Origin of the sequence: Algoriphagus sp., assembly GCF_046296635.1 — a bacterium.
GTDB lineage: Bacteria > Bacteroidota > Bacteroidia > Cytophagales > Cyclobacteriaceae > Algoriphagus.
This window is the reverse complement of record NZ_JBKBKZ010000015.1, coordinates 1-13122: the sequence shown is the minus strand read 5'-3', so window position 1 is coordinate 13122 and position 13122 is coordinate 1. Positions and strand designations below refer to the sequence as shown.

10 protein-coding genes are annotated in these 13122 nt (G+C 40.7%); 5 read left to right on the top strand and 5 right to left on the bottom strand.

The genetic code is table 11. The features are described from left to right. The first annotated feature begins 135 nt into the window (after window positions 1-135). Window positions 136-2226 carry a phosphate acetyltransferase gene (gene pta, locus ACK4HU_RS12220; RefSeq protein WP_409807130.1) on the top strand — a complete coding sequence of 697 codons (2091 nt, stop codon included), beginning with the start codon at window positions 136-138 and terminating at the stop codon, window positions 2224-2226. A gap of 470 nt (window positions 2227-2696) precedes the next feature. Beyond that, entirely contained in the window at window positions 2697-3899 is a 1203-nt protein-coding gene (locus ACK4HU_RS12215) for an acetate/propionate family kinase (RefSeq protein ID WP_409807129.1), read from the top strand. A gap of 290 nt (window positions 3900-4189) precedes the next feature. Here the strand turns inward: ACK4HU_RS12215 and ACK4HU_RS12210 are convergent, their stop codons facing one another. Beyond that, window positions 4190-5638, bottom strand: a complete 1449-nt coding sequence (locus tag ACK4HU_RS12210; RefSeq protein WP_409807127.1) for an ATP-binding protein — start codon at window positions 5636-5638, stop codon at window positions 4190-4192. Window positions 5639-5910: 272 nt separating this feature from the next. Between ACK4HU_RS12210 and ACK4HU_RS12205 the strand changes: the two genes are divergently transcribed. The 3 genes from ACK4HU_RS12205 (at window position 5911) to ACK4HU_RS12195 (ending at window position 8744) form a co-directional block, all read left to right on the top strand. Beyond that, on the top strand, window positions 5911-7005 hold the full coding sequence (locus tag ACK4HU_RS12205) for a bile acid:sodium symporter family protein (RefSeq protein WP_409807125.1): 1095 nt from the start codon (window positions 5911-5913) through the stop codon (window positions 7003-7005). Window positions 7006-7386: 381 nt separating this feature from the next. After that, window positions 7387-7740: a hypothetical protein gene (locus ACK4HU_RS12200; RefSeq protein ID WP_409807123.1), complete on the top strand. Its 354-nt coding sequence runs from the start codon at window positions 7387-7389 to the stop codon at window positions 7738-7740. Window positions 7741-8294: 554 nt separating this feature from the next. Beyond that, a complete protein-coding gene (locus ACK4HU_RS12195; protein WP_409807121.1) occupies window positions 8295-8744 on the top strand; it encodes a KTSC domain-containing protein in 450 nt (149 codons plus the stop codon). 225 nt (window positions 8745-8969) lie between these two features. On the opposite strand, the gene ACK4HU_RS12190 is transcribed toward ACK4HU_RS12195, so the two are convergent. The 4 genes from ACK4HU_RS12190 to ACK4HU_RS12175 all read right to left on the bottom strand — a co-directional run bounded on the left by ACK4HU_RS12190 (window position 8970) and on the right by ACK4HU_RS12175 (window position 12790). Beyond that, a complete protein-coding gene (locus ACK4HU_RS12190) occupies window positions 8970-9242 on the bottom strand; it encodes a hypothetical protein (protein ID WP_409807119.1) in 273 nt (90 codons plus the stop codon). Between the two features lie 195 nt (window positions 9243-9437). Further along, window positions 9438-10304, bottom strand: a complete 867-nt coding sequence (locus ACK4HU_RS12185) for a cation diffusion facilitator family transporter (RefSeq protein ID WP_409807117.1) — start codon at window positions 10302-10304, stop codon at window positions 9438-9440. A 196-nt stretch (window positions 10305-10500) separates the two neighbouring features. After that, window positions 10501-11805 carry an APC family permease gene (locus ACK4HU_RS12180; protein WP_409807115.1) on the bottom strand — a complete coding sequence of 435 codons (1305 nt, stop codon included), beginning with the start codon at window positions 11803-11805 and terminating at the stop codon, window positions 10501-10503. Window positions 11806-11914: 109 nt separating this feature from the next. After that, a complete protein-coding gene (locus ACK4HU_RS12175; RefSeq protein ID WP_409807113.1) occupies window positions 11915-12790 on the bottom strand; it encodes a hypothetical protein in 876 nt (291 codons plus the stop codon). Window positions 12791-13122 lie beyond the last annotated feature (332 nt).

Below are 13122 nucleotides of genomic sequence, written 5' to 3'. Positions count from 1 at the left end.
AATTCATTTACTTGTAGCATGCCGCTAACCAAAAAAATATGATTAGGGATGATCTTTATCAGGATATTTCCAAGATTATATGTCCTATTTTGAGGAGAATTACTTCTTCGTACCTAAGTTATTTACTAGCCAACTATGACTAATGCCATTTATCTCACCACTACTGAGCCTTTCTCCGGAAAATCCATCTATGCACTCGGTTTGGTAAATCTACTTGCCTGCAAAACAGACAAGATTTCTTACTTCAAGCCGATCATAACTGTTGGTAAAAAAGAGAAGGATCGGCGTCTTACACTCATCAAGGAGCACTTCAAACTTGCCCAGCCTTATGAGGACATGTATTCTTTCACGATTCAAAAAGCCTTTAAGGAAATCAATCGTAAAAATGAAGCCTTTCTCCTAGATACAATTATCGAGAAATTTAAGCGACTTCAGGAGAATTCTGATTTTGTGGTGGTTGAGGGGACAGATTTTGCAGGAATGAGTACTAATGTGGAGTTCAATGGCAATGTGTCCATCGCAAAAAACCTGGGAATTCCTGCGGCAATCATTTTGAATTGTGCCCACAAATCAGATAGTCAAATTATCGAGCAAGCAATTTCTACAACTAATGCATTTTTATCTAACGGGGTTCAGGTTCTGACGCTAGTTGCCAATAAGGTTGTAATTGGAAAAGAAACCGAGCTGACAAGAAAACTAGTTCAGGCTCTTCCAAAAGAAATTTTGATCAGTGCTATACCTGTTCATTTGGAACTGAGTAATCCAACGATGGAGGAAATCCGTGACTCAATGGGAGCCAAGGTCTTTTTTGGGGAAAACCTTCTCACGAATCGGGTAGATCATGTGATTGTGGGAGCCATGCAATTGCGAAATTTTCTCCAACGCGTTCAAAACAATACGTTAGTAATCACTCCGGGAGACCGAGGTGATATCATTATTGGCGCTTTGCAGGCAAATATTTCAAAGAATTTTGGAAAAATTGCAGGTATGGTCCTTTCAGGAGGAATGCTTCCAGAGGATTCTATCGTGCAATTGGTGGAGGGTTTGGAAACAGTGGTGCCGATACTTCAGGTGGAGGAAGCGACTTTTGAGGTGGTCACGAAAATCAATGATATCAAAGCGAGAATTTCTGCAGATGATAAGGAGAAAATAGCATTAGCAGTCAGACTTTTTGAGCAGGCAGTGGATGAAAAAGCCCTTACTGACAGGATCGTAGCATTTCACTCCGAAGTGCTCACACCAAGAATGTTCCAATACCAACTTGTAAAACGTGCCAAATCGAGTAAAAAGCATATCGTTTTACCGGAGGGAGAAGATGATCGGATTTTAATTGCAGCTGATCAGCTAATCAAGCAGGATGTAGTTGCGTTGACGATCTTGGGCAACAAAGAGTCGATCGAACTTGCCATCAAGCGTCTCAATCTTTCTTTGAATTTGGAATCTGTCACTATAGAAGCTCCAGTAAGTTCACTGCGATTTGAGGAATACTCTCAGACCCTCTTTGAGCTGCGCAAAAGCAAGGGATTAACCATTGCAATGGCAAGAGATCTGATGATGGATGTTTCCTATTTTGGAACGATGATGGTATTCAAAGGTCATGCGGATGGAATGGTCAGCGGTGCAGTTCATACCACTCAGCATACAATTAGACCAGCGCTTCAGTTTGTCAAAACCCGCCCGGGAGTCGCTACTGTTTCCTCCGTTTTCTTTATGTGCCTGCCCAATCGAGTATCAGTATTTGGCGACTGTGCGGTAGTCCCAAATCCCACTTCGGAGCAGTTGGCAGATATCGCAATTTCTTCTGCGGAATCAGCCATGATGCTCGGAATTGAACCTAAAATCGCTATGCTATCCTATTCTTCCGGTTCGTCAGGTGAAGGTGAAGAAGTGGAAAAAGTCCGAAATGCAACTGTCATGATCAAAGCTCGACGACCCGATTTGAAAGTTGAAGGCCCAATCCAATACGATGCGGCAGTTGATCCGGAAGTGGGTCGAAAGAAATTGCCCAATTCGGAAGTTGCAGGTCAGGCGAGTGTTTTGATTTTCCCGGATCTCAATACCGGTAACAATACTTGTAAAGCTGTTCAGCGGGAAACAGGCGCGATCGCCATCGGTCCGATGCTCCAAGGCCTCAATAAGCCTGTTAATGATTTAAGCAGAGGCTGCACTGTGGTCGACGTGTTTAATACGGTGGTGATTACGGCTATTCAAGCGCAAGAAAATTGATTTTCGATTTATGATTTACGGTTTACGAGATCTTGGAGTTATTTTAACCTTAAATCAAGATCAGGCACGGCTATCTGGTTTTTAAAAAACCAATACAACATATTTAAATCGACCAGACAGCACACATAGGTCATCGGTTATCCGACATCGGTCTTTTGATTTACGATTTAAGAATTACGATTTACGAGATTTCTCATAACTTTTTAGCCTCAATCCAAATCAGCGCTTAGTTTTCGGTTTACCGAAACTAAATAAGATATATAGAAAACGAACCACACATCGGTCATCGGTCATCCGACATCGGTCTTTTGGTTTACGATTTACGATTTACGAGGGACATTTCTTCGTAATTCTTCATTCAGCATTCGATATTCATTATTTCATTAAATTTCGAATGTCGAACATCCAATGTTGAAGTATGAAGAAAGTCCAACTTCCAAACTTCCCAACATCCCAACCTCCAACTTCCAATGAACATCTTCGTTATCAACTCCGGCTCCAGCTCGATCAAATACCAACTCATTTCCATGCCGGATGCAAAAGTCATTTGCACCGGAATGGTAGATCGGATCGGTTTGGAAAGTTCCAAAATAGAATACAAGGCATTTCTTGAATCCGGTGAAGTCAAACGAACTGAGATAAAATCTTTACCAGATCACGCATCAGGATTGAAAGCAGTTGCTGATTTCTTGACCGATTCAGAAGTAGGAGTCATTTCTGATCCCGATCAGGTTCATGTCGTCGGACATCGGGTGGTACATGGAGGTGAGCGATTCTCCAAAACTCAACTCATCACGGAAGAAGCCAAAGCCAAAATCATGGAGCTTTTTCCTTTGGCACCGCTTCACAATCCTGCGAATTACCTCGGGATTGAGGTTGCTGAGACCATTTTTAGAAAAGTCAAACAAGTCGCTGTCTTTGACACAGCTTTTCATCAGACCATGCCAGAAGTAGCCTTCAGAATGGCGATTCCCAATGAATTCTATGATAAACATGGAATTCGAGCCTATGGCTTTCATGGGACAAGTCATAAGTATGTTTCTGAGCAGGCGATTGAGTTTTTAGGGAAAAAAGATTCCAAAATCATCACCATTCATTTGGGAAACGGCTGTAGTATGGCTGCGATTAAGAATGGAAAATGCATTGATTCCAGCATGGGTTTGGGTCCGATGAATGGCTTGATCATGGGAACTCGAACAGGTGACTTAGATCAGTCGGTTATTTTCCATTTTGTCAATCAGCTAGGCTATTCTTTGGACGAAGTCAATACCATTCTCAACAAGAAAAGCGGAATGCTTGGATTGACGGGTTTCAGTGATATGCGGGACATCCGCAAGCTGTATAACGCAGGCGAAAAAGCGGCAATTCTAGCTTATGATATGTATGCGTATCATATTAGGAAATTCATCGGTTCTTTTGCGGCTGTGCTCAATGGCTTGGATGCCATTGTCTTTACCGCAGGAGTAGGGGAGAATGATGATTTGACGCGAAAGCTGGTTTGCCAGAACATGGATTTTCTTGGGATCCGACTGGATGAAGCGAAAAATGAAACTCGCCAAAAAGGAATTCAGGAAATCAATTCAACCGATTCCCCGGTCAAGGTTTTGGTAATACCTACTAATGAAGAATTGGAGATTGCCAGGCAGTGTTTTGGGTTGGTAAATGTCTATTGAATAAGAAGATATGAGATTGTAATTTGGTACAAAAATGTAGTTGAATAATTTATAGGATTGTCGGTAAAATCACAGGTTGCGGAATTTCATTTTGACTACACCTCGACTTCCCACCACGGCGGGCAAGCTGCTCGGTGTCCGTTGGTTTTGTATTAGCGGGAGGGGAGGAAAATGCTGCTGTGCCGCATTTTCCTCCCCTCCCTTGTTATAATCAAAATTCGGTGGCCGAGCGAAGTCGAGGCCATTTTGTTAAAAAGAGTTAGTTGAAGAAAAGTGGATGTACTTATAAATCAAACCTCATTCCCCATTTTCAAGGTTATATCACCAATATTATAAGCGTACACAGCTGCTGGTATGAAAGTGAACTTGATTGAATCCACTTCTTTTACACCTGACTGATCAAGTGAAGTTACCAGTGCTTTCTGAATGTTATTTGCCTTGCAAAACTGAAACAAGCTTTTTAATTCAGTGGGCTTATCAAAATACCGGTTACTCCATTTGATTTCGACACCCCAGATAGGTTTGAAATTTTTCTCATCCACCAGGACTAAATCAACTTCTCCTTCATTTCTGCCATCTCTCCATCTGGCATAGGTTAAGTCAAGTTTTTCTCGATGCATCCATTGTGAAAGAATTGCAGTTTCCACCATATTCCCCATTTCATTGTCAGTTTCAGCTATGGGTGAAAATAAGGCAGTTCGCAACGAAGGATTAGTTAAATAGACCTTAAAACTGGTTATGCGTTTTAGTCTTTTGGCATTTACATCTACCTTATTGAGAACTTTAATCAAAAAAGCAGCTTCCAGATATTCAAGATATCTTTTCAAGGTTTCCTTTAAAATTCCACTTTCCCTAGACATGGTTTCATAAGAAAATTCATTCCCTGAATTATAAGCGAGGTAGGTGAAAAAGCGATTCAACTCCTGAACATCTTTAATTCCATATAGGCTAGGCAAATCTCTCAATAGCACTTTGTCAACAATATCGCAATTAATATAACGGCCCACATCGCTCTGGATTTTTTCGGAAAACACCACTTCAGGGTATCCACCAAAATTCAGGTAATGCAAAAATTCAGTGTTAAGGGCCCTGATATCGTGGGTTAAGCAGTATGAAATGGCTTGATTGCCATATTCAATGCTTCCATTATAAATCAAATGATCCAGCTTTTTAAGGTGAATATATTCTTGGAAAGTAAGGGGCGGTAACATGAAATCCGTAAATCGACCGGCACCACTTTCGGTGCTATGCCATTTAAGGGCAGCAGCTGCCGAGCCGGAAGCAACAAATTTGGTATCGGGATACGAATCCACTAATACCTTTAAATGACGCTCCCAATCTTTCAAATACTGGATTTCATCAAAAAAAACATAGCAGTCTTTGAAATGGTCAAGCTTGAGGGCTTCCTTACATAGCATCATGATATCTTCCAATCCTAAATGCACATAAATAGGATTATCAATCCCAATGAAAAATATTTTTTGAGGATTTACTTCTTCCTCAAGTAACTCATTGATAGCATGAAAAATCATGACCGTTTTTCCTACTCGTCTTGGCCCCATCAGTACCACAGCTCTGCGGATATGATTTTCCTTGACATAGGGATAAAACATATCAAAATACAATCGTTTCGACAGGCTACTGTAGGAAACAGGTATTTGACGAGAAACCCACCATGGATTTTCATACCGTAGCCGCTCAATAATTTTTTCTGAAGGAATAAGGAATGAATTATTCATAATTCCGTTTATTTGATACAAATATGTAAAAATAAGTATTGTTAAACAAGTCTATTTTGACATATTATGCATAAATAAGAAGAATTTCTACTTAAAATAAGCTTATTTATACAGAGCTTAAGATGTTAATAAGAATTGGAAATTGAGAAGAAGTGCTTCGGTTCGATGGAAAAGTAAACAAAGGATTAATTGGTCATTTTCTAATTTCCTTTTTGACGAGACTTGGAGAGAATACCTTTTGAACCTATTTTTCAGTCCTAACTCATCACAGATTGAATATCCACACTAGAGCGTTCCTGACTTCAGCTGTTTTATTGTCCATTGGCTTGGTTTATTCGATTTCCGGCCAGCTTCATACCCTCACTGGAATATTAACTGTCGCCTTCCTTTTATTGCTCAGCATCTATTTTCAGAAAGTTAAAAGCCTAAAGGGCTACAGCTTTCCAATTGTGATTTTCGGTATGGTTGCGCTTGGGATGTTTTTTCCAAGTTATTTCCAGGAATACAATGGATACAAATTCTCCAACCTGATCACTCCATTGATCCAAGTGATCATGTTCGGGATGGGGGCGACATTGAGTTTGAAGGACTTTGCAGCAGTGGTCAAAAGTCCAAAATCAGTGGGGATAGGAATTGCAGCTCAATTTTCCATTATGCCTTTGATCGGGTTTGGATTGGCAAAGTTTAGTGGTTTGGAACCTGAAATCGCCGCCGGAATTATCTTGTTGGGTTGCTCACCAAGTGGGACAGCATCCAATGTGATGGCGTTTCTGGCCAAGGCCAATGTTGCACTTTCGGTGACCTTGACTTCTATTACGACCTTACTTGCTCCACTGCTTACTCCGCTATTAATGAAGTTGCTGGCAGGACAATTTATCGAGATCGATTTGGTGAAGATGATGTGGGATATATTTAAGATTATCCTGTTGCCGGTAGGAGCAGGATTGATTGTACATCGGCTTTTGGGTAAAAACACCAAATGGCTGGACAATTTACTCCCATTGATTTCCATGTTGGGAATTGCCTTGATTATCTTGGTGATCACCGCAGCAGGACGGGATAGCCTGTTGGAAATCGGTCCACTGTTGATTCTGCTGGTCTTGATTCACAATATGGCTGGCTATGGCGTGGGCTATGGTTTTTCCAAACTGGTCGGAATGAATGAGCAGGATTCCAGAACCTTAGCGATCGAAGTTGGGATGCAAAATGCAGGTTTGGCTTCCGGCCTTGCCAATATGCTCGGCAAAATCGCAACTGTAGGCCTTGCTCCAGCAGTTTTTGGCCCAATTCAAAATATCACCGGATCGATCTTGGCGACGATTTGGAGTAGAAAAGAGCCGGGAGGGAAGGTTGATAGCCATGGCTAGTTCGGGGATTAAAAATCCCTAAACAGGGCTTCAGAATTTCAAATTCTGAAGAACTGACTTTGTCCAATTGCTCCCGATAATGATCGGGATGGTAATTATAGGAGGGTGTAATGCTCCCGATAACTATCGCGGATTTCACCCAGCGTCCATTGGAACTTCAAAGAATCAAATCAGATTCTACGCCCATGAGGAGTTTTAAATAACTAATAATCATATCACTAATGGTGGAATAATTATTTGACTTAAACAATCGTTCAAGCTTTTTTTTAGAGCCAATTCCTCTTTATTCTCCCATAAGAAATTCTTATATTGTTTTAAATTAGGAAGTTTTATTAGGCTTAAAAGTTATCGTAACCATTTTATTAATCAATAATGTTAGATATGAAAAACTTAACCGGAAAACTGATTTTGAGCTGCCTGATTCTATTTTCAGGTGCTTTGTTTAGTGATCTTCAGGCACAAAGACCTGCAAGAGTTCAGCCAGACCAAGCAACTATTAAACCCTTGGATGCTAATGATCTGAAATTGAGTCCAGCAGCGACCGCCACACTAAAGTTGTGGATGACAACTAAGCACATGATGCTTAAACCAGATGGAAATTTTGTTCCAATGTCCAGAAATATTCCTGGTGGGGGGAAGGGACCAACCAGCTTTGCTGACGCAGAGATCAATTGTGCAAAGATTAAATGTCCAGATGTTTTTGGACCAGATGTCACTTGCTGGGAATGCCATTAATTAAGGTGAAAATTTCTTTAGTTATTTTTAATATTGAAGAAATTTTATGGGTATAATTTTTTTTGGATGGACTACTCGATAGACCATTCATTTTTGTTTTAGTTCGTGCCTATCGTGACTACCAATTAATTCGTTTAATGTGCTTTGTTTTAGGAATAATATCATTATTTCACTGAAAGGCACAAAGACAGATAGTCTCTTAAACCATCAATATCTTTCCGTATTCTGGATGAATACAAGTTCTTTTGAATCGTTCTTCTGGTAGTTTTTGAATATGGTTATACGCTTTCCTTTCGGTATGTTTTTTTATTGCAGGTAAGAGATGAAATTAAGATGGCCAAAGAGTGCTTGAATTTTAGAATTTCAATCAGTTTCTAGAACCTGATTTATATGCTTTCAAAGTAGTTAAATTGGTTTAACCATTTGATTCCAAACTATTATACATCCTTTATATCAATTAAGTACTAAAAAACTTTGCTCTCGTCCTAAATTTCAAATTACTTATCCATCTCCCGATATATATCTACCTTTGTAAAAATTATAAAGCGGTATCAATGAAGCGGATTAACGAATACAAGAAACTTTTTAATGTGGAAGGTCCTATTGATCTTAAGCAACTGAAAACCACCTACCGAACGCTGGTAAAGGAATGGCATCCGGATAAATTCCAAGCTGGTGATGAAAAAGCATTGGAAGCTGAAGAGAAAAGCACCAAAATCATTGATGGATATCACTTTTTGGTAAGTATCGCTCCGGAAACCGCCGAAGCCAATCTCGAGGAATACACCAAGACAATCACTCAATCGGGTATCGGAGACTTTCATTATAAGAATCAGGTCCTTGAGATCACCTTCTTGGATGGAAGTACTTACGAATACTTTGGAGTGTCAAAGAATATCTACACCAAGTTCCTCAATGCTGACAATGCCTATCGCTTTGCCAGAAGGAATATCCTAAGTGATCACCTGTATCGAAAGTCGAAGAAGACTTTGGAGACGGCGTAAGATTTCAAACTGAAATAGAATAAAAGGGCTGAGGGATATATCCTTCAGTCCTTTTTGGTTTCTGAATCTGCCTTTTATTTTTACTCCAATTTTTATTGGCTAAGTGTTTTTTGGAAATTCGATTTTCTGGCAATTAAAATTTCAAAATCAAAAAGCAGAAATATCAAGGAGTAATCCGTCGCGCCAGACATCCAGTTTAATCCCTGGTGAATTTGGGCTAAACCATCAATTCAAGCCGCGCTCTTTCAGCACTTCTTCCAAGTCCTTGTTTTGCTTCGGGTCTTTCATCATTCGGTAGATCATCACCACGGGTATGATCATGGGAATCAGAAATCCCATCTTTCTGTCAGGAGAGAGTATCCATGCCACCACTCCAAACAAGAGTATTCCTCCGAGAAATCCAATTAAAGTAGCATGCATGATTTTGGAATTCTTCAACTTCTTTTTTTCGAGCAAAAGCTCCTGTTCAGTAAGCAGGTTAAGATCCTTTTTTTCCATGTGAATTGGGCAGAGTTAGTTTGGAGTTATGAGTTAAGAGGGATTTTTAGGGGGGATGAGGGAAAGGTATAAAACAGTTTTCATCTTTTAAGCCACCAAATCCTGATGCAAATACTGCTAAAATTCAATAAACTGCTTTCTGAAATCTCTTTTTTTTTCAGCTTTTTTGGTTTTCGCTTTTTATTAAACCGAAAATCAACTCGGCTCAATATGAATCAGCACATGTCCAAGTTGTGGGATTTCTTTGCGCAGCGTGTCTTTAAGCTTATGGGCGATGTCATGTCCTTCCGTTACGGTCAAATCTCCTCTGACATGCGCATGTAAATCGACGTGATAAGTCATTCCTGCTTTGCGAATAAAGCACTTTTCTGTCCCCTCAATTCCCTCGACACTCAGCGAAATTTCCCGAATCTCTTGAGTGAGTTCGCTGAAGTTATTTTCATCCATTACTTCTCCAAGTGCAGGTCTGAATATTCCATAACAGTTGTAAAGAATAAATCCACAAGCCACCAAAGCAGCATAATCGTCTGCTGCCTCAAATCCCTCTCCTCCAAAAATAGCAATGGAAATACCGATAAAGGCCGCGACCGAAGTGATGGCGTCTGCTCGATGATGCCAGGCTTCCGCTTTCAATGAAGAGCTTTTGAGCTTTTTGCTTCGACTCATGACCACCTGATAGGAGATTTCTTTCCATAAAATAATTCCCGCTAACGCATACAAAGTCCAAGATGCAGGAAGTGCGTGCGGAGTTTGAATATTTTTGATTGCTTGCCAAGCAATCGTAAATGCTGAAATAATCAGAAAAGCGACCACTACAAAAGTGATTAAAGGTTCGGCTTTTCCATGACCATAAGGATGATTCTCATCCGCCGGCCGCTCGGCATATTTCAAACCGACAAGTACCAAAAAGGAGGAGAAGATATCTACTGTGGACTCGATTCCATCCGCAATCAGTGCATAGGAATTCCCAAAAATCCCAGCAAGAAATTTGATCACCGCCAGAAAAGCATTTGTGAAAATGCTGAAGATGACTGTACGGATGGCAAGGGTTTGCTTTGGCATGGGTCAAAAGTATGAAATCTAAAATTAGAAGGCTGAAATGAAAAGGATGAAAGCTAAAGTTTGAAGTCTGAAAAATCTAGATGTTCGATTTAGAACTGGGTGCATTTTCTTAAGAAAAATTGAATATCGAACATCGAATTTTGAATGATGAATGTCGAAATTGAAAAATCCGAGATCCGAAATCCGAAATCCGAAATCAAGCCCTTCCCTTTCTCCCCAGCCAATACAAGCCCGAACCTATCGCAATAAACAAAGCCGTCATCCAAATCGAGCGCTCACTGACTTGCATCATTAGCCACAGGCAAGCTAAAATTCCTAAAACAGGAACGGTATAACCACCTTTTAGAATGAATCGACCTTGTCCGATAAACTGGGAACGGAGCTTCGGAATCGCTGCACAGCTCATGATATAGAGAAAGAGTCTGGACAAAACGGTCATTGCGGCAAGGACTGTGAACGAACCGAAGGCGGAAAGCAAAAAGGCCGATATTCCAAAGAAAATTACCGAATTTGCAGGAGTGAGGAACTTGGGATGAACTTCACCAAACCACTTGGGAAGGGATTTTTCCAAGGAAAGTGCATAAGTCAAACGGGTGGATGAAAACATCGATCCCAGCAAATTTGCAATCACCGAGGCCGCTACACCGATCATCAGAATCACGGCTCCCGCATTTCCAAAAAGTGATGCGGAGGCATCCAAAAGTGGAGTTTTAGAATCCGCCAAATTCGGAACAGCAGCTTGTGTGACCAATTGAATCAGCATGTAAAGTACCGCAACAACGGCAAGGCCAAGCAGCAAGCCTAAAGGCATATCCCGCTCGGGCCGCTTAGCTTCCCCAGCTGGAACTACCGCTCCTTCAAATCCCACAAAGGCATAAATCAATAGCAAAGCCGCACTTCCCAAATCTGAAAATGGTGGAATAGGGGAGCTAAAACTCGGGATCACATCCGCTCCCAAAAGAATAAATCCTCCTATCGGAAGCAGGATCAGCACGGTGAATTTGATGATGGTAAAAACCGTCATAGATCGGATCGATTCCACGGAACCGAGAACATTTACCAAGCTCAATGAGATGCAAATCACAGCAAGCGAAATGAGCCTGCCCAAGCTTTCAGCGGCAGCCGGAATAAAATAGGCGATGCTATCAGTCAATAAAACTGTGTTGGCTGAGAATGAAATCAAACGAGCCAGATAATACAACCAACCTCCCTGGAAACCGATGAAAGACCCAAAAGCCAAGGACCCATATCTTACAGGTCCGCCTGTACCGCGGAAATAGCTTCCCAGTTCGGCAAAGCACAAAATCACTGGCAGAATCAACAAAGCGCAGAATGCATAAATCAAAATGCTGTATTCACCGGCTAAAGCCGCAGCTCCGCTTGGAAGCCCAAAGATTCCAGCTCCAATCAAGCCATTAACAACTAGCATCCAAATTCCCCAAAGCCCTAGATTTCTGGGTAGTTTTTCTTGGGTATTTTCTATCGAAGGAATTTGCTTCATGAATGCGATTCGGAAAAATCAAATGGATTGATTCGGAAAAATATAAAAATTAGCTCAAGACCAAGTATTTATTCTGAGGAGAAGCAAGAGTATTTCGCTAATGGAAAACTCACCCTATTTGGGGAACTGTATTGAGTTCTTTTGAAGGCTCGGCTTTTGTAAGAAGATAGTTGTAAATGTATGTCACGAGTAAGACCATCAATCCTGCGATAACGGCTAAGAGAACATTGTAATAAGCAGGAGCAGACAAAGTCAGGCGTAAGAAAATAGTAGCCAACGCAAAGGAAGAATACCGAAAAAGGTTGAAGTATTTGGTGGTATAGCGCAGCGAAAAAAGCAAAATAAACACATCTGTAAAGATCAAGAGATTGTAAAAGAGCTTGACACTGGAGTTGAATGTTTGACTTTCATAAGCTCTGAAGAGATCATTCAGTCCAATGATAATGAAGAAAAATACCAGATAAATGGATAGAAGTTTTTTGATTTTGATGAAGCCAGACTGCTCTTCATAGTTGCGAGTAATCCGAAAATGCCGTTGAGCGCGGTAAAAAAGACCGGTGATCAGGAATACCAAAATTGCCCCAAAGGCATCCGATATGATTGGGGTCATTTCCACTAGAAAATCCGTACTCCATTCCAGATCGCCCAAATAGTGCCCAAACTCCTTGAATGCATCCCGAAGTAAAATCAGTGATATGATTTCAAACTGTTTGCCAACAGAGTCCGCCACAGAGTTTGGGAAGAGGAAAATCAAACTCATCGCCTCAAAAATCAACAGCACATTGAAAGCCAATTCAATAGAAAAGAAAATATTGATTTGCATACCTGTAGGCAGCAGGTTGAAATGGGACAATAACGCGACTAACAGCCCGATCAAAAACGAGATAACAACAATATTGCTAATGAGTTTGCTGGCCTTCGGGCTTTCCCATAGCAGGTGAAACTTGTCGTAGGAATTGATCTGGAACTGGAAAAACCTTTTCATGAACGAATTGATGCGGTTGGATTTGAATTACAGGATCAACTACTCGTTCAAAAGGATTGTTAAAATGGGCACTTACACCAGACTCAGATTTTGATAAGCATCTATGCCTCCCTTGAAATCTTTGAGCAAAAAAAAGTTTCTCACAGATTACTCAGATAAGCACAGATTTTATTTTCAAAAGCATCTAAGTACAAAAAATGAGTTCTCACAGATTTCTCAGATTAGTGCAGATTTTATTTCAAACACATCTGTGGCCATCCGGTGCGCCACGAGGCGTGTGTGTTATAAATTAACTTAAAAACCTAGGAAGATGAAAGTTCTTTCCAGCCAAA

Coding starts and splice junctions, on each gene's coding strand:
- ACK4HU_RS12215 (WP_409807129.1), top strand. CDS start 2,697: ATGAACATCTTCGTTATCAACTCCGGCTCCAGCTCGATCAAATACCAA.
- ACK4HU_RS12185 (WP_409807117.1), bottom strand. CDS start 10,304: ATGCCAAAGCAAACCCTTGCCATCCGTACAGTCATCTTCAGCATTTTC.
- ACK4HU_RS12180 (WP_409807115.1), bottom strand. CDS start 11,805: ATGAAGCAAATTCCTTCGATAGAAAATACCCAAGAAAAACTACCCAGA.
- ACK4HU_RS12195 (WP_409807121.1), top strand. CDS start 8,295: ATGAAGCGGATTAACGAATACAAGAAACTTTTTAATGTGGAAGGTCCT.
- ACK4HU_RS12190 (WP_409807119.1), bottom strand. CDS start 9,242: ATGGAAAAAAAGGATCTTAACCTGCTTACTGAACAGGAGCTTTTGCTC.
- ACK4HU_RS12175 (WP_409807113.1), bottom strand. CDS start 12,790: ATGAAAAGGTTTTTCCAGTTCCAGATCAATTCCTACGACAAGTTTCAC.
- ACK4HU_RS12200 (WP_409807123.1), top strand. CDS start 7,387: ATGAAAAACTTAACCGGAAAACTGATTTTGAGCTGCCTGATTCTATTT.
- ACK4HU_RS12210 (WP_409807127.1), bottom strand. CDS start 5,638: ATGAATAATTCATTCCTTATTCCTTCAGAAAAAATTATTGAGCGGCTA.
- pta (WP_409807130.1), top strand. CDS start 136: ATGACTAATGCCATTTATCTCACCACTACTGAGCCTTTCTCCGGAAAA.